Source organism: Phycicoccus jejuensis, from assembly GCF_000720925.1.
GTDB classification, from domain to species: Bacteria; Actinomycetota; Actinomycetes; order Actinomycetales; family Dermatophilaceae; genus Phycicoccus; species Phycicoccus jejuensis.
This window is the reverse complement of record NZ_JOEE01000003.1, coordinates 116,481-135,658: the sequence shown is the minus strand read 5'-3', so window position 1 is coordinate 135,658 and position 19,178 is coordinate 116,481. Positions and strand designations below refer to the sequence as shown.

Annotated in this window: 17 protein-coding genes and 2 tRNA genes; 12 read left to right on the top strand and 7 right to left on the bottom strand. The window is 73.1% G+C overall.

The genetic code is table 11. The features are described from left to right. Positions 1-322: 322 nt before the first annotated feature. From IG69_RS0106910 to pepN, 3 genes are read right to left on the bottom strand one after another with little or no spacing between them, the layout of a single operon-like run. Positions 323-721 carry a globin gene (locus IG69_RS0106910; protein ID WP_030527435.1) on the bottom strand — a complete coding sequence of 133 codons (399 nt, stop codon included), beginning with the start codon at positions 719-721 and terminating at the stop codon, positions 323-325. Beyond that, positions 718-1,671, bottom strand: a complete 954-nt coding sequence (locus IG69_RS0106905; RefSeq protein ID WP_084696641.1) for a mechanosensitive ion channel family protein — start codon at positions 1,669-1,671, stop codon at positions 718-720. The genes IG69_RS0106910 and IG69_RS0106905 overlap by 4 nt, the downstream gene beginning before the upstream one ends. Further along, positions 1,658-4,210, bottom strand: a complete 2,553-nt coding sequence (pepN, locus tag IG69_RS0106900) for an aminopeptidase N (RefSeq protein WP_030527433.1) — start codon at positions 4,208-4,210, stop codon at positions 1,658-1,660. Before pepN ends, IG69_RS0106905 begins: the two co-directional genes overlap by 14 nt. A gap of 121 nt (positions 4,211-4,331) precedes the next feature. Between pepN and IG69_RS0106895 the strand changes: the two genes are divergently transcribed. The 4 genes from IG69_RS0106895 to trmB all read left to right on the top strand — a co-directional run bounded on the left by IG69_RS0106895 (position 4,332) and on the right by trmB (position 7,368). Then, on the top strand, positions 4,332-4,964 hold the full coding sequence (locus IG69_RS0106895) for a mycothiol-dependent nitroreductase Rv2466c family protein (RefSeq protein WP_030527432.1): 633 nt from the start codon (positions 4,332-4,334) through the stop codon (positions 4,962-4,964). Positions 4,965-4,967: 3 nt separating this feature from the next. Next, the gene (locus IG69_RS0106890) at positions 4,968-5,438 is read left to right on the top strand and encodes a ribose-5-phosphate isomerase (protein ID WP_030527431.1); all 471 of its coding nucleotides are present in this window, start codon (positions 4,968-4,970) and stop codon (positions 5,436-5,438) included. Between the two features lie 84 nt (positions 5,439-5,522). Further along, positions 5,523-6,635 (top strand): PP2C family protein-serine/threonine phosphatase, encoded by a 1,113-nt coding sequence (locus tag IG69_RS0106885; protein ID WP_157577400.1) that lies wholly within the window; start codon positions 5,523-5,525, stop codon positions 6,633-6,635. A gap of 52 nt (positions 6,636-6,687) precedes the next feature. Next, a complete protein-coding gene (gene trmB / locus IG69_RS0106880) occupies positions 6,688-7,368 on the top strand; it encodes a tRNA (guanosine(46)-N7)-methyltransferase TrmB (protein ID WP_036829376.1) in 681 nt (226 codons plus the stop codon). 141 nt (positions 7,369-7,509) lie between these two features. On the opposite strand, the gene IG69_RS0106875 is transcribed toward trmB, so the two are convergent. After that, a tRNA-Pro gene (locus IG69_RS0106875) sits at positions 7,510-7,583 on the bottom strand. An 88-nt stretch (positions 7,584-7,671) separates the two neighbouring features. Here IG69_RS0106875 and IG69_RS0106870 point away from each other — a divergent pair. Next, positions 7,672-7,745 (top strand) — tRNA-Gly (locus IG69_RS0106870). Positions 7,746-7,760: 15 nt separating this feature from the next. Here IG69_RS0106870 and IG69_RS0106865 read toward each other — a convergent pair. Both IG69_RS0106865 and IG69_RS20080 read right to left on the bottom strand, forming a co-directional pair. Beyond that, positions 7,761-8,735 (bottom strand): DUF389 domain-containing protein, encoded by a 975-nt coding sequence (locus IG69_RS0106865; protein WP_030527428.1) that lies wholly within the window; start codon positions 8,733-8,735, stop codon positions 7,761-7,763. Between the two features lie 83 nt (positions 8,736-8,818). Then, complete coding sequence (locus IG69_RS20080; RefSeq protein ID WP_245616101.1) at positions 8,819-9,106, bottom strand: M43 family zinc metalloprotease; 288 nt, start codon at positions 9,104-9,106, stop codon at positions 8,819-8,821. A 263-nt stretch (positions 9,107-9,369) separates the two neighbouring features. Between IG69_RS20080 and tig the strand changes: the two genes are divergently transcribed. Next, positions 9,370-10,728, top strand: coding sequence for a trigger factor (tig, locus tag IG69_RS0106855; protein ID WP_030527427.1), 1,359 nt, complete (start codon positions 9,370-9,372; stop codon positions 10,726-10,728). Between the two features lie 100 nt (positions 10,729-10,828). Here the strand turns inward: tig and IG69_RS0106850 are convergent, their stop codons facing one another. Further along, positions 10,829-11,911: a LacI family DNA-binding transcriptional regulator gene (locus tag IG69_RS0106850; RefSeq protein WP_030527426.1), complete on the bottom strand. Its 1,083-nt coding sequence runs from the start codon at positions 11,909-11,911 to the stop codon at positions 10,829-10,831. Between the two features lie 97 nt (positions 11,912-12,008). Between IG69_RS0106850 and IG69_RS0106845 the strand changes: the two genes are divergently transcribed. From IG69_RS0106845 to clpX, 6 genes are all read left to right on the top strand, one after another. Next, positions 12,009-13,262: an MFS transporter gene (locus IG69_RS0106845; RefSeq protein ID WP_342666153.1), complete on the top strand. Its 1,254-nt coding sequence runs from the start codon at positions 12,009-12,011 to the stop codon at positions 13,260-13,262. Between the two features lie 166 nt (positions 13,263-13,428). Then, positions 13,429-14,055 carry an ATP-dependent Clp protease proteolytic subunit gene (locus IG69_RS0106840; RefSeq protein WP_036829374.1) on the top strand — a complete coding sequence of 209 codons (627 nt, stop codon included), beginning with the start codon at positions 13,429-13,431 and terminating at the stop codon, positions 14,053-14,055. Between the two features lie 29 nt (positions 14,056-14,084). Then, positions 14,085-14,732, top strand: coding sequence for an ATP-dependent Clp protease proteolytic subunit (locus IG69_RS0106835; RefSeq protein WP_030527423.1), 648 nt, complete (start codon positions 14,085-14,087; stop codon positions 14,730-14,732). 186 nt (positions 14,733-14,918) lie between these two features. Next, the gene (locus IG69_RS20075) at positions 14,919-17,063 is read left to right on the top strand and encodes a hypothetical protein (RefSeq protein ID WP_036829370.1); all 2,145 of its coding nucleotides are present in this window, start codon (positions 14,919-14,921) and stop codon (positions 17,061-17,063) included. An 84-nt stretch (positions 17,064-17,147) separates the two neighbouring features. Next, positions 17,148-17,606 carry a DUF4118 domain-containing protein gene (locus IG69_RS0106825; RefSeq protein ID WP_051750323.1) on the top strand — a complete coding sequence of 153 codons (459 nt, stop codon included), beginning with the start codon at positions 17,148-17,150 and terminating at the stop codon, positions 17,604-17,606. Between the two features lie 239 nt (positions 17,607-17,845). Next, entirely contained in the window at positions 17,846-19,129 is a 1,284-nt protein-coding gene (clpX, locus tag IG69_RS0106815) for an ATP-dependent Clp protease ATP-binding subunit ClpX (protein ID WP_030527421.1), read from the top strand. The last annotated feature ends 49 nt before the right edge of the window (positions 19,130-19,178 follow it).

The following is a 19,178-nucleotide window of genomic DNA, read 5'->3' as shown; positions in this document are numbered from 1 at the left end:
GAACCAGGTCCGCCCCCACCCCGGTCGCCGAACCGTCCCGTCCGGCCGGGCGGTAGGTGCTCTCCCAGCCTCCTTGCCGATGCGAGGTTTACCTTGCGCTCCGCAAGGAATCAGTTGCTGCTGGAAGGTTTCCCTTCCCCGGCGCAGTGACTTGATTGCGAGGTGGAAGGGAAACCTTGCGAGGTGGAAGGGAAACCTTGCGGGGTGGAAGGGAAACCTTGCGGGGTGGAAGGGAAACCTTCCGGACTGACAGGAGGCTGGGGGAGTACATGTCTCACGGCCCCTCTCAGGTTCGTGGACGCGTCGCCCCGCGGCTCCGGTGTCAGGGTGTGAGGGGCGGGTGCCCGTGCCCGTCGTCGGTGTTGACGAGCATGTGCGCAGCGCGCAGGAAGTAGTCGCGCATCTGCTCGGCCTGCGGCTCGGGGATGCCGGCCGCCTCGACCGCGCCGAGCATCGCCCGCATCCACCGGTCGCGCATGTCGAGCGTCACCGCGAACGGCACGTGCCGCATCCTCAGCCGCGGGTGGCCGCGCTCCTGGCTGTAGGTCGTCGGCCCGCCGAAGTACTGCTCGAGGAACATCCGCAGCCGCCGCTCCGCCGCCGCGAGGTCCTCCTCGGGATAGAGCGCGCGCAGCGGCTCGTCCGCGCGCACGTTCTCGTAGAACGCGTGGACCAGCCGCTCGAACGTCGGCGCGCCCCCGACCTCCTCGTAGACGCTCACGAGTGCGCCCCCGTCGCGAACGGCGGCAGCGGCGGGCCCTGGATGCCGGCCGCGTCGAACGCGTCCTTGAGGCGCAGCCGCAGCTCGCGCTGCACCCCGAAGTTCTCGCCGGGCAGGCACTTGACGAGCACCCGCACCGTGACCGTTTGGCCGGTGATCGCGTCGACGCCGAGCACGGCCGGCGGCTCGGTGATCTTCGGCTCCCACTCCGGGTCGTTGCCGAAGTCCTCGGTCGTGCGCCGCACGACCTCGAGCACCTTCTCGATCGGCTCGAGGTAGGAGACGGGCATGTCGATCCACGCCGCCGCGTACCCCTGCGAGAGGTTGCCGATCCGGATGACCTCGCCGTTGCGGACGTACCAGGTCACGCCGTTGGCGTCGCGCAGCCGGGTGACCCGCAGCGTGACCTCCTCGACCGTGCCGATCGCCTCGCCCGTGTCGATGACGTCACCGACCCCGTACTGGTCCTCGAGGATCATGAAGATCCCCGAGAGGAAGTCCTTGACCAGGCTCTGGGCCCCGAAGCCGATGGCCACACCGCCGACGCCGGCCGAGGCCAGCAGCGGGCCGAGCGGGAGCCCGAGCAGCGCCATCACCGTCAGCGCCGTGATGATCGCCAGCACGAAGGTCGAGATGCTGCGCAGCAGCGACCCCATCGTCTCCACGCGCTGGCGGTGCCGCTCGTTGGCGATGCCGGTCGCGTTGGCGAGGACCCGCCCCGCCCCGCCGCCCGTCGCCAGCCGGCTGGCGGTCCGCGAGGTCATCGTCGCGACGACCCGGCCGATGAGCCGGTGCGCCGCCCAGCGGGCGACGAACCCGAGGACGAGGACGAGGACGATCTTCACGCCGTTGGTGAGCGCCCACTGCTGGAACTTGTCCCAGTAGGTGCTCACCTCCTCGACGGTGGGGGTGGCGGCGTGGAGCAGGGAGAGCAGGTCAGTCACGGGCATCGCGCTCCTGGGCGGCGAGGGCGCGCGCCACCGGGTCACGGTTCTCGGCGACGAGGCGGCGCAGCGCGGCGGGGGCGTCGGGGTTGCCGTCGAGCCAGGCCTGCGTGGCCTCCAGCAGGTGGGCGTCGACGAGCGGGTGTGGGTAGAAGCCGGCGACGACCGACTCGACGAGGGCGTGGGAACCCTTCTGCTGCACCGTGTCGAGCATCGCGTGGTAGCGCTCCACGAACGGTGCGAGGAGCTCGGCCGGGGTGCCGGGGCGGGCGAAGCCCATCCCGCTGGCGTCGACGATCGCGTTGGGGCGGCCGGTCTCGTCGACCGACTCGCGCCAGGCGCGCTCCTTGGCCTCGGACGTCGGCACCGCGGCGAGGGTGCGGGCCGCGCGCTCACGCGCGGTCGCGGTGTCCTCGCGGCGCAGCTCGGCGGCGACCTCGTCCTCGGACGACGCCCCGGCCGCGGCCAGCGCGGTGAGCAGCGTCCAGCGCATCTCGAAGTCGACGTCGAGACCGTCGAGCACCTCGGTGCCCTCGTAGAGCCCGCGCAGCGTCGTGGCGTCGTCGCCGGCGGAGGTGAGCCCGGCTGCGGCGGTGACGAGCTGGAGCTGCGCGTCGCTGCCGGGAGCAGCGGCGCGGGCGATCTCCCACAGCCGGTCGCGGGTCGCGGCACGCATCGGGTCGCGGTGCGCGGGAGCCGTGTACGACAGCACCGCCGTGCGCAGCTGCATGAGCAGCGTGCGCAGCAGGGTCGAGTCGCTCTCGCCCGGAAGGCTGGCGAGCACGAGGTCGGCGAAGCGGCGCGCGCCCATCTCGCCGTCGCGGGTCATGTCCCACGCCGAGGCGAGGACGAGGGCCCGGGGGAGCGAGGAGGTGAAGCCCCGCGGGTGGGCCAGCGCCGTCGCGAGCGAGCGCTCGTCGAGCCGGATCTTGGCGTACGCGAGGTCGTCGTCGTTGACCAGGAGCAGGTCGGGCTGCTGCCGGCCGACGAGCGCGGGCACCTCGGTGCGCTCGCCGTCGACGTCGACCTCGAGGAGGTCGGTGCGGTGCAGCTCGCCGTCGCGCTCCTCGTAGAGGCCGATGCCGAGGCGGTGCGGGCGCAGCGTCTCGTAACCCTCGGCGAAGGTCTGCTCGACCACGGCCGACGTGATGCGGCCGTACTCGTCGACGTCGACGACCGGGCGCAGCGTGTTGACGCCGGCGGTCTCGAGCCACAGGCGCGACCAGGCGCGCAGGTCGCGGCCCGAGGTGGCCTCGAGCTCGGTGAGCAGGTCGTCGAGCGTCGTGTTGCCCCACGCGTGCTTGCGGAAGTAGGTGCGCAGGCCCTCACGGAACGCGTCCCGGCCGACGTACGCGACGAGCTGCTTGAGCACCGACGCGCCCTTGGCGTAGGTGATGCCGTCGAAGTTGACCTCGACGTCCTGCAGGTCGTTGATCTCGGCGACGATCGGGTGCGTCGTCGAGAGCTGGTCCTGGCGGTAGGCCCAGTCCTTCTCGTACGTGCCGAAGGTCGTCCACGCGTCGACCCACTCGGTGGCCTCGGCCTGGCAGGTCGTCGAGGCCCACTCGGCGAAGGACTCGTTGAGCCACAGGTCGTCCCACCAGCGCATCGTCACGAGGTCGCCGAACCACATGTGGGCGAGCTCGTGGAGGACGGTGAGGGCGCGGCGCTCGACGAGCGCCTCGGGCACCTTGGACCGGAAGACGTAGACCTCGGCGATGGTGACGCAGCCCGCGTTCTCCATCGCGCCCATGTTGTACTCCGGCGAGAACAGCTGGTCGTACTTGGCGAACGGGTACGCGCAGTCGAACTCCTCCTCGAAGAACGTGAAGCCCTTCTTGGTCAGCGCGAAGAGGTTGTCGGCGTCGAGGTAGGGCGTCAGCGACTTCCGGCAGAAGATGCCGAGCGGCACCTCGCCGCCGCGCGTCGTGGCGGTGTCGCGGACGACGTCGTACGGGCCGGCGACGAGCGCCGTGATGTAGCTGGAGATCCGCGGGGTGCGCTCGAACGCCCACGTCGCGGTGCCCTCGCCGGCCGGCTGCGGCTGCGGCGTGGGGGAGTTGGAGACGACCTGCCAGTGCGCCGGCGCCGTGACCGTGAAGGCGAACTCCGCCTTGAGGTCGGGCTGCTCGAAGACGGGGTACATCCGGCGGCTGTCCGGGACCTCGAACTGCGTGTAGAGGTAGACCTCGTCGTCGACCGGGTCGACGAAGCGGTGCAGGCCCTCGCCGGTGTTCGTGAAGCGCCCGGTCGCCTCGACGACGACCTCGTTCTGCTCGGCGAGGCCGGTCAGCCGGATGCGGCTGTCGGCGAAGTGGGTGGCCGGGTCCAGCGAGGTGCCGTTGACCGTGATGGACTCGACGGAGGCACCGACGAAGTCGAGGAAGGTCTCGGCGCCGGGCTGCGTGCACGTGAACCGGATGGTGCTCCGGGTCGGGAAGGTCGCCTCGCTCGACGCCACGTCGAGGACGACGTCGTGGGTGTCGACGGAGACGAGGGCCGATCGGGCCGCTGCCTCGTCGCGCGTGAGGTTCGTGCCGGGCACGGGTGCTCCTGTCGTTCGCAAGCGTGGAAGGGCGCCCGTCCACGGGCGCCCCGAGGACCATCCTGTCACGGGCCGCCACCTCTGGACCGGGCGGCGGGGTCGCGGTGGCAGGATGACGCGGGTGAGCACCGAGACCACCCCCACCGCCCGCGCCTCCGCCGAGTTCTGGTTCGACCCCCTGTGCCCCTGGGCCTGGATGACCTCCCGCTGGATGGGCGAGGTCGAGAAGGTCCGCGACGTCGACGTCACCTGGTCGGTCATGAGCCTGTCGGTCCTCAACGAGGGGCGCGACCTGCCCGAGGAGTACCGCGCGCTGATGGAGAAGGGCTGGGGGCCGGTGCGAGTCGTCGTCGCCGCCCGCGCCGCGCACGGGGACGACGTCGTCAAGCCGCTCTACGACGCGATCGGGAGCCGCATCCACCACGAGGAGCAGGACTACGACACCGCCATCGCCGGGGCGCTCGAGGAGCTCGGCCTGCCGGCGGAGCTCGCGGACGCCGCGACCTCCGACGCGCACGACGCCGAGCTGCGCGCGAGCCACCAGCGCGCGATCGACCTCGTCGGCGACGACGTGGGCACGCCGGTCGTCGCCGTCGACGGCGTCGCGTTCTTCGGCCCGGTCGTCACCCCCGCCCCGAAGGGCGAGGCCGCCGGCCTGCTCTGGGACGGCTGCGTCCTCGTCGCCCGCACCCCGGGCTTCTACGAGCTCAAGCGCTCGCGGACGCAGGGCCCGATCTTCGACACCGAGGGCTGAGCGGTGGCCCGCGTCCACCTCGGCGCCGACCACGCGGCCTTCGAGATGCTGAACGACCTCGCGGCCTTCCTCGAGGCCGAGGGGCACGAGGTGACCAACCACGGCCCGCACACCTACGACGCGCTCGACGACTACCCGGTCTTCGTCCTGCGCGCGGCGCAGGCCGTCGCGGCCGACCCCGAGGCGCTCGGGGTCGTGCTCGGCGGGTCGGGCAACGGCGAGCAGATGGCGGCCAACAAGGTCCCCGGCCTGCGCGCCGCCCTCTGCTACGACGAGGAGCTCGCCCGCCTGGCGCGCGAGCACAACGACGCCCGCGTCATCTCGATCGGCGCCCGGATGACCGACCCCGAGCTGGCGCGCACCATGGTGCGGACCTTCGTCGCGACCCCCTTCAGCGGCGAGGAGCGGCACGTGCGCCGCCTGCGGATGATCGAGGCCTTCGAGGCGGACGGGACCCTGCCGCCCGCCCCCTGACCGGCGCGTCGCCCGCAACGGTCGCCGCGTGTCAGGGCGATCGCCTACTGTGGCGCTGCCCGGACGACGACGCAGGGGGTGAGCATGGCCACAGGAGTCGAGCTCCCCGGCGTCCCGCGCCACGACCCCGAGGTCACGCGCCACCGGATGGTCGCCGGCCGGTTCTCCGGCGTCGACCAGGGGCGCGCCCTGACCTGGGGCCTCGTCACCGTCGTGACGCTGCTCGGCATCGGTGTCGTCTTCGACCCCGAGCTCGTGGCCATCTCGTTCGTCTTCCCGCTGATCGTGGTCTCCGGGCTGGTCCTCGAGCCGCAGCGGCACGGCATCGTCCTCGCGGCCGCCGGCGCCGTCGTCCTGCTGTGGGGCCCGCTCGCGCAGCTGAGCGTCGCGCGCGTCGTCGGGGTGTACGTCGCGGTCGCGCTCGTCATGGCGCAGACGGTCGTCATCTCGCGCTCGCGGGCGCTCGTCGGCACCCGGGGGCTCGGCGCCGACCGGATGTTCGCCGACCTGCGCGACCGCATCGACCAGGTCGGGCGCGTGCCGGCACTGCCGGCCGGCTGGCACGCCTCCTCGAGCATCCTCTCGGCGCACGGCGACCGTTTCTCGGGTGACTTCGTCATCGCCAACCTCTCGCCGGCGCACGACCGGCTCCAGGTGGCGCTCGTCGACGTCAGCGGCAAGGGCACGGGCGCCGGGGTGCGCTCGCTCCTGCTGTCCGGCGCGCTCGGCGGCCTGCTCGGGTCGGTCTCCGCCGACGGGTTCCTGCGTGCCGCCAACGACTACCTCGTGCGGCAGGGCTGGGACGAGGGGTTCGCGACCGCCGTGCACCTCGACCTCGACCTTCGAACCGGAGCCTTCTCGATCGGCAACGCCGGCCACCCCGCCCCGGCCCTGTTCACCGCCGGCCGCGGCCGGTGGACCGTCCTCGAGGGGCTGCACGGCCCGCTGCTCGGCGTCGTCCCGGACGTCGACTTCCCCCGCGCGACCGGCCGCCTCGACCGTGGCGACGCGCTGCTCGTGTACTCCGACGGCGTCATCGAGGCCCGGGGACGCGACCTCACCGACGGCGTCGACCGGATGCTCGGGGTCGCCGCCGCCTCCGTCGTCCGAGGTGGCGACATCGCCCGCGATGTGTGCGCGATGGCGCGTTCGGGGCAGGATGACGACCGGTCCGCCTTCTCGGTCCACCGCGGCTGAGGCCCGGCGAGCAGGCGGCCGGCCCGCCTCCCCGACCCGAAAGGCCCGACCCGTGGCACCCGGCCCGGTCCTCGACCACGAGCCCCGCGAGGGCGTGCGCACCTTCACCCCGCGCTGGCGCAACAGCCCGCTGACCGACGAGCGGATGGCAACCCTGCTGCCCGCCCGGGCGCTGCCCGACGGCCCGCTCGACCCGCCCGCCGCGTTCGGCCGGACCGGCCCCGTCGTCCTCGAGATCGGCTCCGGCCACGGCGCGGCCGCGGTCGCGTTCTGCCGCGCCCACCCCGAGGCCGACCTCGTCGCGGTCGACGTCCACGTCCCCGGTGTCGCCCGGATGCTCGCCTCCGCCGAGGAGGCCGGCCTGCGCAACCTCTGGGTGCACCCCGGTGACGTCCTGCCGCTGCTCACCGACCGCATCGCCCCCGGCACGCTCGACGCGGTGCACCTGTTCTTCCCGGACCCGTGGCCGAAGTCCCGCCACGCGAAGCGGCGCTTCGTCCAGCAGCACACCCTGACGCTCGTCGCCTCGCGGCTGCGCCCGGGCGGTCACCTGCTCGTCGCGACGGACATCGCCTCGTACGCCGAGCACTGCCGCGAGCAGCTCGCCGCGCACGGCGGCTACGACGTCGTCGAGGGGGAACGGCCCGACTGGCGCCCCGATGACGGCTTCGAGGCCAAGGGCCGGCGGGCCGGGCGGTCGGTCCACGAGTTCCGCTGCACCCTGCGTCCCTGAGCGCTGGGAGAGCTGGGTCGGGGTCGCCGCACCCGCCGTCGCCGCTCCCGCTCCTCCGTCGCGGGACCGGCTCCGGCTCCCGTCATCCTGCTCGTCGACGCCGAACGGCCCGACGCGCGGAGCGCATCGGGCGGTTCGGCGTCGGGGTAGCCGGATTCGAACCGGCGGCCTTCCGCTCCCAAAGCGGACGCGCTACCAAGCTGCGCCATACCCCGTGACGCGCGGGCGTCCTCGTCGATTTCCGGATCCTGCGCGAGCCGCCCTAGGCTAGCGGTGCCCTCGCGGTGCACGCCGACGAGGTGCGCGGGCGTAGCTCAATGGTAGAGCCCCAGTCTTCCAAACTGACTACGCGGGTTCGATTCCCGTCGCCCGCTCCACGGCCACATGGGCCCTCAGTAGTCGGGGTGCCCGAGCACCCCGCGACCGCGCACCAGCGTCCGCCGCCGCGCCGGCACCCGGGACCACACCGCCTGCTGCAGCGCGAGCGTGAGGGCGCCGGCGACCGCCATCCCCGCGAGGTTGAGACCGAGCTGCGCGAGCGACCCGGTCACCTCGTGCCAGGCGCCGAACGCCGCACCGAGCGAGACGTTCGCGGCCGCCGGCACCGTCGTCACCGAGATGAAGACGCCCGACAGCCCGCCGGTGCGCGCGGAGGTCAGCGACAGCACGCCCGCCGCCGCCGCGATGACCGCGACGACGAAGCTCCACCGGTCCGGGGTGTAGATGAAGGCCGTCGCCGGGCGCTCACCGACGATGTCCTCGTACGTCACCCAGCCGAGCGCCCGCCCGAGCAGGCCGGCCAGCGCCGTCACCAGCATCCCGGCGAGGAAGCCGAGCACGAGCGTGCGCGTCGCGATGCCGAGCAGCCCCGCCTTGCGGCGGACGATCGCCAGCCCGATGGCCGCCACCGGGCCGAACTCCGGCCCGAGCACCATCGCGCCGATGACGAGGATCGGGGAGTCGAGGACGATGGCGACACCGGCGATGAGCGTCGCGAGCCCCATGAACGACAGGTAGGTCCAGTTGAGCTCGGCCTCCGAGTAGGCCCGGTGGCCGACCTCGGTCCACACGACCGCGTCGGCGCTGGCCCCGGGCGCGAGCCGCTCGGCCTCCAGGCCCGAGCGCGAGAGCCACGTGTCGACCGTCTCGACGCGGATCGTCCCCTCCTCGTGCACCCCGAGCGCGCGCAGCCCGTCGATGACCGGGTTGGCGCCCTCGCGGGCGATGTCGGCGGTGATGACGTCGCCCGGGGGGATGCGCGAGGCGCCGCGGTGCACGGCGAGACCGGTGACGTAGTCGTCGGACTCCAGCAGCGCGAGGACGTCGTCGGTCAGCGACCCGGGGACGGAGATCCGCAGTGACAGCACCGCGCCAGTGTGCACCGGCACGATGCCGTCATCGCGTCACTTGCCGCCGTTGCCGCCCGCGCGGAACGCGACCCACGCGTCCCTCATCCGCTCGGCCTGCCCGCGGGTGAAATGTCCATGCAGGAGTCCTGCGTGCAGTCCATGACGTTGTGGATGGGGTCCGGGCCCGGGGCGCTGCAGGTGTCGGCCCCGACCGGGCAGTCGAACTGCGGCTGCGCCTCCTTCGGGGTGTCGGTTACGTGGTCGCCGGAGGCCGCGCACCCGTGGGTGAACGTGTGCTCGAGCATCAGCCAGCGCCTGACCTCGTGGGTCAGGGTGTCGCCGAGGGCGTCCTTGCCCGCCGTGCCGCCGGGCATCGACTCGTCGAGCATGACGACGCCGTCGATGTGGTCGCGCCCGTTGTAGCCCTTCGGGAAGTACGCCCAGCCGAGCAGCCCGCCCCCGACGTCCGGCGGGAGGTCTCGAGCCCCCGGGATGCCCGGAGGGCGATTCGGCCGCGCCGCGACGGGCCGCTAGCATGGGCCTTTGGTGTCGTCCCCGGGCACCGGCGCCATGCGCGGCCCGGGTGCGGCCGGTGTGACCGGCCCCGCGACCCGTGACCGTCAACCCCGACACCCCAGGTGGAGTGCCCGAAGTGAAGAGTGCCGTCGAGACCCTGAGCCCGACCCGGGTCAAGCTGACCGTTGAGGTCCCGTTCGACGAGCTGAAGCCGCTGCTCGACGACGCGTACCGGACCATCGGTGGCCAGATCCAGGTCCCCGGCTTCCGCAAGGGCAAGGTCCCGGCCCGGATCATCGACCAGCGCGTCGGCCGTGGCGCCGTCGTGCAGGAGGCCGTCAACGAGGCCCTCCCGCGCTTCTTCGCCGAGGCCGCCGAGGCCGAGGACGTCCGCGCCATCGGCCAGCCCGAGGTCGACGTCACCGCCGTGCCGCTCGAGGACGGCCAGGAGCTCACCTTCACGGTCGAGACCGACGTGCGCCCGACCATCGAGCTCCCGGAGCTCACCGGCATCGCCGTGAGCGTCGACGACGTCGCCGTCTCCGACGAGGACGTCGAGGAGCGGATGACCTCGCTGCGCGAGCGCTTCGGCACCCTCGTCGGCGTCGACCGCGCCGTCGAGGACGGCGACCACGTCTCCATCGACCTGCGCGCCGAGATCGGCGGCGAGGAGATCGACTCCGTCACCGGCATCTCCTACGAGGTCGGCAGCGGCAACATGCTCCCCGGGATGGACGAGGCGCTCGCCGGCATGACCGCGGGCGAGACCAAGACCTTCACCGCTCCGCTGGCCGGCGGCGACCACGAGGGCGAGGACGCCGAGTGCACCGTCACCGTCCAGTCCGTCAAGGTCCGTGAGCTCCCCGAGCTCGACGACGAGTTCGCCCAGCTCGCCTCCCAGTTCGACACGATGGACGAGCTGCGCGCCGACGTCGTGACCCAGGCCGAGCAGGCCAAGAAGTACGAGCAGGGCATCCAGGCCCGCGACAAGGTCCTCGAGCACCTCCTCGAGACCGTCGAGGTCCCCGTCCCCGAGGGCATCGTCAAGGCCGAGGTCGACGCCCACCTCGAGGGCGAGAACCGGATGGACGACGACGAGCACCGCGCGGAGGTCGACGAGTCGACCCGCAAGGCGCTCAAGGCCCAGTTCCTCCTCGACGCCATCGCCGAGAAGCTCGAGGTCCGCGTCGAGCAGCCCGAGCTCATCGAGTACCTCGTGATGAGCGCGCAGCAGTACGGGATGGACCCGAACCAGTTCGCCCAGGCGCTCGACCAGCAGGGCCAGGTCCCCGCGATGGTCCAGGAGGTCGCCCGCCGCAAGGCGCTCGCGGCCGTCCTCGACGACGCGACCGTCACCGACGCCAGCGGCAACGCGGTCGACCTCGACGAGCTCGTGCCGGACGCCGAGGGTGACGAGGCGGCCGACGAGACCGAGGCCGTGGCCGACGAGGCCCCCGCGGACGAGCAGGCGGAGCAGGAGTCGGCGAAGGCCTGACGCCTCCCGCAGCAGCGACCACACGGCGCCGCACCCCGACCGGGGTGCGGCGCCGTGCGTCGTCCGGGGGGGAGGGCGTCGGGGGTCCGGCGCGACGGCGTCAGGCGGCGGGCGGGGGAGCGGTCGTCGTGCCGACCCGCAGCGAGACCTCGAAGTCGACGTCGGCGACCGGCTCGCCGTCGAGGGCCGCGCGCACGAGCCGGCCGAGGGCGCGGCCCTTCTCGGCCCCGGGCTGGACGACGGTGGTCAGCGTCTGGTCGAGCCACGGCAGGTCGACCCCGTCGAAGCCGGTGACGGACACGTCGCCCGGGACGTCGAGCCCGAGGGCCTGGGCCGCGCGGACGACGCCGGCCGCGAGCAGGTCGGCCTGGACGACGACGGCGGTCGGGCGCTCCGCCGCTGGGCGGTCGAGGAGGAGGCGGCCCGCCGCCTCGCCTGCGCCGACGGTGAGGGCGGCGGCCTGGACGACGGGGGCGTCCGGGCCCACGAGGTCCCAGAAGCCGCGCAGGCGGCCGCCGGCGTCCGGGTAGAGCGCGCCGTCGAGGTCGGCGGCCGTCACGGCGCGGGTCGTGGCCGCGGGGTGCAGCGCCATCGCGACCGACGCGACCCGGGTGTGCCCGAGCCCGAGGACGTGCCGGGTCGTCAGGCCGATCGCGCCGGCCTCGTCGACCCGGACGTGCGCGACGCCGGGGTCGCCGGGCGAGCCGGCGCCGACGAGCGGGATGCCGCGGGCGCCGAGGTGGGCGACGACGGGGTTGTCACGCAGGCCGCAGAGGGGGAAGACGGCCGCGTCGACGGCCTGGGTTGCGAGCTGCCCGACGGCCCGGACCGGGTCGTCGGCCGGCTGGGCGACGAGCAGCATCGAGCGGCCGGCGGCCTCGAGCTCCTCGGCGAGGCCGTCGAGGACGGCGAGCGCGAAGGGGTCGCGGAACGCGTCGCGCAGCGGGGCCTCGACGACGACCGCCACGGTGCCGACGCGGCCCTGCCGCAGGGAGGAGGCGAGGGGGTCGGGGCCAGCGAAGCCCAGCTCCTCGGCCGCCGCGCGCACCCGGTCGGCGGTGCCCGGCGAGACCGGCCCCTTGCCGCTGAACACGAGGGAGGCGGTGGAGGTCGAGACCCCGGCCAGCTCGGCCACGTCGCGCAGGGTGGGGCGGCGGTCCCCGGCTTGACGTGGCTGGCTCATGCGGCCGACAATATCGAATCGATTCGATCGAATCGATTCGACGCGGGTCACGACCGCGTCACGGACACCCACGACCACCACGACCCGAGAGCGACCCGTGACCTCCGCCATGACCGCCCCGCCCCTGTCCCGAACCCGCGTCACGAGCGCCCGCACGGCCGTGTTCGTCGTGTTCGCGCTCGCCGGGCTCGTCTTCGCCTCGTGGGCGGCCCGCATCGCCGACACCAAGGTCGCGCTCGGCCTCAGCGCCGGCGAGCTCGGCGCGACGCTGCTCGCCGCGAGCGTCGGGTCGGTCACCGGGCTGCCGCTCGCCGGCCGGGTCAGCAACCGGCTCGGCGCCGGCCGCACCGTGATGATCGGGATGGCCGTCTCGCTCGTCGGGCTGATCGGCACCGGGGCCGTCGTCGACGCCGGCGCCTCGCGCGGGTTCGTCATGGTCGGGCTCTTCCTCGTCGGCCTCGGCGTCGGCCTCTGGGACGTGTCGATGAACCTCGAGGGCGCCGCCGTCGAGCGCGAGCTCGCCACCTCGGTCATGCCGCACTTCCACGCCGCGTTCTCCGGCGGGACGGTGCTCTCGGCCCTCGTCGGGGCCGGGATGTCGGCCGCCGGCGTGCCGCTCAGCCTGCACTTCGCCGGGGCCGTCGTCGTCACCGTCGTCGGCGCCGCGTGGGCGCTGCCGCGCTTCCTGCCGCAGGGCCTCGAGCTCGAGGAGCCGGGCGAGGCCGTCGCGGGTGGCGCGCGCGAGCGCTCGGCCTGGCTCGAGCCGCGCACCCTGCTCATCGGCGTCGTCGTCCTCGCCGCCGCCTTCACCGAGGGCACCGCGAACGACTGGCTGGCGGTCGCGTTCGTCGAGGGCCACGAGCTCCCGACGTGGGCCGGCGTCCTCGCGTTCGCCACGTTCCTCACGTTCATGACGGTCGGGCGGCTGCTCGGCACGCGCCTGCTCGACACGCACGGGCGCGTCCCGGTCCTGCGGGTCAGCTTCGGCCTGGCCGTCGTCGGCGCCGCGCTCGTCATCTTCGGGGCCGACTGGCTCGCGTTCGTCGGCGCCGCCGTCTGGGGTGTCGGGGCCGCGCTCGGCTTCCCCGTCGGGATGAGCGCCTCGGCCGACGACCCCCGGCGCGCCGCCGCCCGGATGTCCGTCGTCGCGACGATCGGCTACGTCGCCTTCATCGCCGGCCCGCCGCTCCTGGGCTTCCTCGGCGACCGGGTCGGCGTGCTCCACGCCCTGCTCGTCGTCGGCGCGCTGGCCATCCTCGCCCTCTCCGTCGTCACCGCCGTCCGCGAGCCGGACGGTCGGCCGGTGGGGGAGCGGCCCCACGACCCCGCCGCGGGCAGCCCGGTCGGCTGACCCGGCCCGGGGGAACCCGGGGCGGGCCCGCGCACCCTCGTGCGCGGGCCCGCCCTCGCGCGTTGTGCTCACGGCGAACACGGGACCGGCAGTGGAGTGCGGCGGGGTGGCCGGGCGTTAGGGTCACTGACAGGAACGACCCACCACGAGCGAGGAGCATCCCAGCGTGACCAGCACCGAGATCGTCGCCGCGGGCGAGGGCCAGAAGGCCGGCCTCGACGACTCCATCTACAACCGACTCCTCAAGGAGCGGATCATCTTCCTCGGGTCCGACGTGCGCGACGACAACGCGAACGCGATCTGCGCGCAGATGCTGCTCCTCGCGGCCGAGGACCCCGAGAAGGACATCTGGCTCTACATCAACAGCCCCGGCGGCTCGGTCACCGCGGGCATGGCGATCTTCGACACCATGCAGTGGGTCTCGAACGACGTCGCCACCGTCGCGATGGGCATGGCCGCCTCGATGGGGCAGTTCCTCCTGTCGGCCGGCACCCCGGGCAAGCGCTACGCCACCCCGCACGCGCGCGTCATGATGCACCAGCCCTCGGGCGGCATCGGGGGCACGGCGTCCGACATCAAGATCCAGGCCGAGCAGCTGCTGCACATCAAGAAGCAGATGGCCGAGCTGATCGCCGAGCACACCGGGCAGACCGTCGAGCAGATCGAGACCGACTCCGACCGCGACCGCTGGTTCACCGCGGCCGAGGCCAAGGAGTACGGCTTCGTCGACCACGTCATCACCAAGGCCGACATGGCGGGACGCCGTGCCGACAACCCGGTGACCGGCGACTGACCCCGGCCGAGACGACGCGAGAGAGAGACATGAACGCAGACCTGACCGGCCGCCTCCACGTGCCCGGCCCGAGCAGCCGCTACATCCTGCCGCAGTTCGAGGAGCGCACCTCCTACGGGATGAAGCGCCTCGACCCGTACACCAAGCTCTTCGAGGACCGCATCATCTTCCTCGGGGTGCAGGTCGACGACGCGTCCGCCGACGACGTCATCGCGCAGCTGATCGTGCTGGAGTCCCAGGACCCCGACCGCGACATCCTCATGTACATCAACAGCCCCGGTGGCTCGTTCACGGCGATGACGGCCATCTACGACACGATGCAGTACATCCGCCCGGACGTGCAGACGTTCGTCATCGGGCAGGCCGCGTCGGCCGCGGCGGTCCTGCTCGGCGCCGGCGCCCCCGGCAAGCGCTTCGCCCTGCCGAACGCCCGGGTCCTCATCCACCAGCCGGCGATCGAGGGGACGGGCGGCATGGCCTCCGACCTCGAGATCCACGCGAACGAGATCATCCGGATGCGCGGGTGGCTCGAGGAGACGATCGCCAAGCACTCCGGCCGCGAGCTCGACCTCGTCCGCAAGGACATCGACCGCGACAAGATCCTCTCGGCCGAGGGCGCGAAGGAGTACGGCCTCATCGACGAGGTGCTCGCCTCGCGCAAGGCCTCGACCGTCTGAGGTCCGCCGCACCCCGCACCACCGACGCCGCCCGGCTCCGCGAGGACCGGGCGGCGTCGTCGTGCCCCCGGCCGTGGGGGCCTCGGCCCGTCCGCCCGGGTCCCGTCTGCGAGTTGTCGCAGAACGTGCGGCGTGCACCGGCCCGCGGCCCTAGGCTTCGCGCAGTTGCCGAGCAGGAGGGGGGCCGTGGTGGCTCGTCGTCGTCGTGGGTGGGTCGTCGCGGTCGTCGTGGCGATGGTCGGGGCAGGCGTCGTCGGGGCGGCCCCCGGCGCCGCCGCCAAGGAGGTGACCGGCAGCGCGATCGTCGTCTCCGGCGGCACCGACAGCAACGCCTGGGTGGACGACGCCTCGAACAGCACGATCACCTGGCGGGGCGACCGCTCGGCCGTCATCGTCACGGGGACTCACCCCGACGGCAGCAACGACAGCTACGCCTGGTTCTTCTCGCCGGGTGCGGCCGCGGCGCTGCCCACGGAAGGGACGCACGAGGTCTCGGCGTCGGGTCCGCTCTCGCTGCTCGTCGGCGAGGGGTTGCGCTCGAGCTGCCACGTCGAGGGCACGGTGTTCGTCCGCCAGCTGGCCTTCGACGACACCGGCGCCCCCACGAGCCTGGCCGTCGACTGGGAGGGACGCTGCGGCACCGCGACCTCCGGCCAGGTCCGGGTCGCCTCCGACGTGGCCTACGGGGGCCTCGACGTCCCCGAGGCGCTGGACTTCGGGCGGGTGACGATGGGCGAGATCCCGCCGGCGACCTCCCTCGTCGTCCGGGCGCGCGGGACGCAGGCGCCGGTCGTCACGAGCGTCGCGGTGGCCGCGGAGGCGGGCCAGGAGCCCCAGTACGTCGTCCTCCACGGTGGGGACGGGTGCACCGGCCGAACGCTCACGCACCTCCAGACCTGCACCATCCGGCTGCGACCCGCCCCCACGGCGCCCCGCTACACCAGCGGGAGCCACGGACTCCTCCTCGGCACGGCCGACGGGGCGACCGGCCTGACGTCCCTGCGCGACGAGGGCGTCTCGATGTCGCAGCGCGGGCAGTACACCCCGATGACGGGGCGGGTCATGGACACCCGCAAGGGCCTCGGGGTGCGCAAGGGGGCGGTCGGGCCCGGCGGCACGGTCACGCTCAAGGTCGCCGGCCGGGGCGTCGTCCCGGCGAGCGGCACCGCGGCCGCCGTCCTCAACCTCACCGTCACCGGGACCACCCGCGCCGGCCACGTCACGGCCTACCCGGCCGGGTCGACCCGACCGACCGCCTCGAACATCAACTTCCCGACCGGCTGGACCGGCGCGAACCTCGTGACCGTCCCGATCGGCAGCAACGGCTCGGTCTCGTTCTTCAACAACGCGGGGTCGGCGCACCTCGTGGCCGACCTCGTCGGCATCTACTCGACCGGCCCGTTCACGAGCCTGGGCCGCACCACCGACTTCTACCCCCACGAGCCGACCCGACTGTTCGACTCGCGCACGGTGTGGAAGGAACGGCTGGGCCCGAACGAGTACTTCGCCGTGCGGGCCGACTACGGCGCCGCGATGAACGGCCGCGTCGAGGCGCTCGTGCTCAACGTGACGGCGACCGGCACGACGGGGACCTCCTACCTCAGCGCCACCGACATCGAGCCGCGCAACGCGCCGCCCTCGACCTCGACCCTCAACTACACGAAGGGCCTGACCGCCGCGAACATGGCCGTGGTGCCCCGGGTCGCCGCGACGTCCACCTCGCTGCGCGTGCCGACCGTGTGGGTCGCCAACACCGGCTCCGCGAGCACCCACGTCGTCATCGACGTCGTCGGCTTCTTCGCCACGCCGCAGGACGGTGACTACGGCCTGCGCTACCGCTCCCTGGCGCCGACCCGCGTGGTCGACACCCGCCGCGACCTCGGCGTGGCGAGCCTCGGGGCGGGCAAGGTCCAGCGCGTGCAGGTGCCGACCTCCGTGGCGGGCCGCGACACCTACAGCCTCGTGGGCAACCTCACCGGCGTCGCCCCCTCGACGAACACCTACCTCACGGCCTGGGACGCCGGTGCCCGCCCGACGGCGAGCAACCTCAACCTCATGCGCGGGGCCACCCGGGCCAACTCCGCGTGGCCCGGGCTCGACACCGGCAACGGGTTCAGGCTGCACAACGCCTCCGGCTCGGTGGAGGCGGTGATGGACGTGTCGGGCACCTTCGAGGGCTTCCCCCAGCTCCCCGACACGATCGCCGGGGTGCCGTTCGTCCTCGGGTCCACGGGCTCCGCCGTCGCCGCGCCCGTCGTCAAGGGCCCGGCCGTCGAGGCGCCGAAGGTCTCGGACGTCGCGCCGCGGGCGTCCGCCGTCGGGGGGCGCTGACCCGGCGTCAGGATGGCGTCAGGACGCCGTCAACACGGCGTTGGCGACCCCTCCACGAGGCGCAGGGGTGCTGCGCTGGGGGGCATGTCCGCCCGAAGTGACCTGACCCTCCTGCACGCCGCCTCCGCCTTCGGCCCGGTCCTGCTCGCCGCGCTGCTCGGCCTCGCCCGGGACGCGCTGACGCCCATCGTCGTCGCCCTCGTGCTCGTCCTCGCGGTCGTCGCGGTCGCGGCGGCCGGCGACCGGCTCTCCGGGGTCGTCGCCGCCCTCAGCGCGGCGCTCGGCTACGACGTGTTCTTCACGCGCCCCTTCCTCAGCCCGACGATCGCCTCACCGGCCGACGTCGAGCTCGTCGTGGCGCTCGTCCTCGTCGGGCTCGCGGTGAGCGAGGTCGCGATCCGGGGCCAGCGGGCCCAGGCCGCCTCCGCCTGCCCCGTGTCGACGGCCGGGTGCGGGAGCCGGAGCGCGAGGGGCTGCCGACCGACCGCATCACGTCCGTCGTCGCCACCTCGCCCCGGGGCGTCGTGGGACACGTGTCGCTGACCTCCGCGGCACGTGTGCGACGGCCGTCACGCGAGCAGCTGCGCGTGGCCGCGCTGCTCGTGCGGGTGGCGGCTCCGGGGGCCGACCACGAGGGACCCGGGGCCACCGGGACCGACCTCGCGTTGCGCTGACAGCGAACCCACGCGACGCGCCGGGCCCGCGGGGGCTTCAATGGGTGCGGCGGAAACCGTCGGCGGGTAGCGTCGGGGGCGTTGTCGAGCCGAGGTGGAGGACGTTCCGTGGCACGAGTGGGAGAGACCAGCGACCTGCTGAAGTGCTCCTTCTGCGGCAAGTCGCAGAAGCAGGTCAAGAAGCTGATCGCCGGCCCCGGCGTCTACATCTGCGACGAGTGCATCGACCTGTGCAACGAGATCATCGAGGAGGAGCTCGCCGAGACCGGCGACCTCGGCCTCGACGAGCTGCCCAAGCCGCGCGAGATCTTCGACTTCCTCGAGAACTACGTCGTCGGCCAGGACGTCGCCAAGCGCGCGCTCGCCGTCGCCGTCTACAACCACTACAAGCGCATCCAGGCGGGGGAGGCCGGCTCCAAGAAGGACGCCGACCACGTCGACATCGCGAAGTCGAACATCCTGCTCATCGGCCCGACGGGCTGTGGCAAGACCTACCTCGCGCAGACGCTCGCGAAGATGCTCAACGTCCCGTTCGCCATCGCCGACGCGACGGCCCTGACCGAGGCCGGCTACGTCGGCGAGGACGTCGAGAACATCCTCCTCAAGCTCATCCAGGCCGCCGACTACGACGTCAAGAAGGCCGAGACGGGCATCATCTACATCGACGAGGTCGACAAGATCGCCCGCAAGTCCGAGAACCCGAGCATCACCCGGGACGTCTCCGGCGAGGGCGTGCAGCAGGCGCTGCTGAAGATCCTCGAGGGCACGACCGCGTCGGTGCCCCCGCAGGGCGGCCGCAAGCACCCGCACCAGGAGTTCATCCAGATCGACACGACGAACGTGCTGTTCATCGTGGGCGGGGCGTTCGCCGGGCTCGAGAAGCTCATCGAGTCGCGCAACGGCAAGAAGGGCCTCGGCTTCGGCTCCGAGCTCCACACGCCGAAGGACCTCATCGAGAGCATCCACGAGGTGATGCCCGAGGACCTCATGAAGTTCGGGCTCATCCCCGAGTTCATCGGTCGCCTCCCGGTCATCACGACGGTCGCGCCGCTCGACGTCGAGGCGCTCGTGCGCATCCTCACCGAGCCCCGCAACGCGCTCGTCAAGCAGTACCAGAAGATGTTCGACATCGACGGCGTCGTCCTCGAGTTCAGCGACGACGCGATCGAGGCCGTCGCCGAGCAGGCGCTCGCCCGCGGCACCGGCGCCCGCGGCCTGCGGGCGATCATGGAGGAGGTCCTCCTCCCGGTGATGTTCGACGTGCCGAGCGACGACGAGATCGCCAAGGTCGTCGTCACCCGCGACGTCGTCCTGCGCAACGTCAACCCGACGATCGTGCGCCACGACGACGAGGGCGGCCGCAAGCGCACGCCGCGCAAGCGCTCCGCCTGACGGCGCACCCCCGCCACGTCGCGAGCCCGGACCGGTCGGTCCGGGCTCG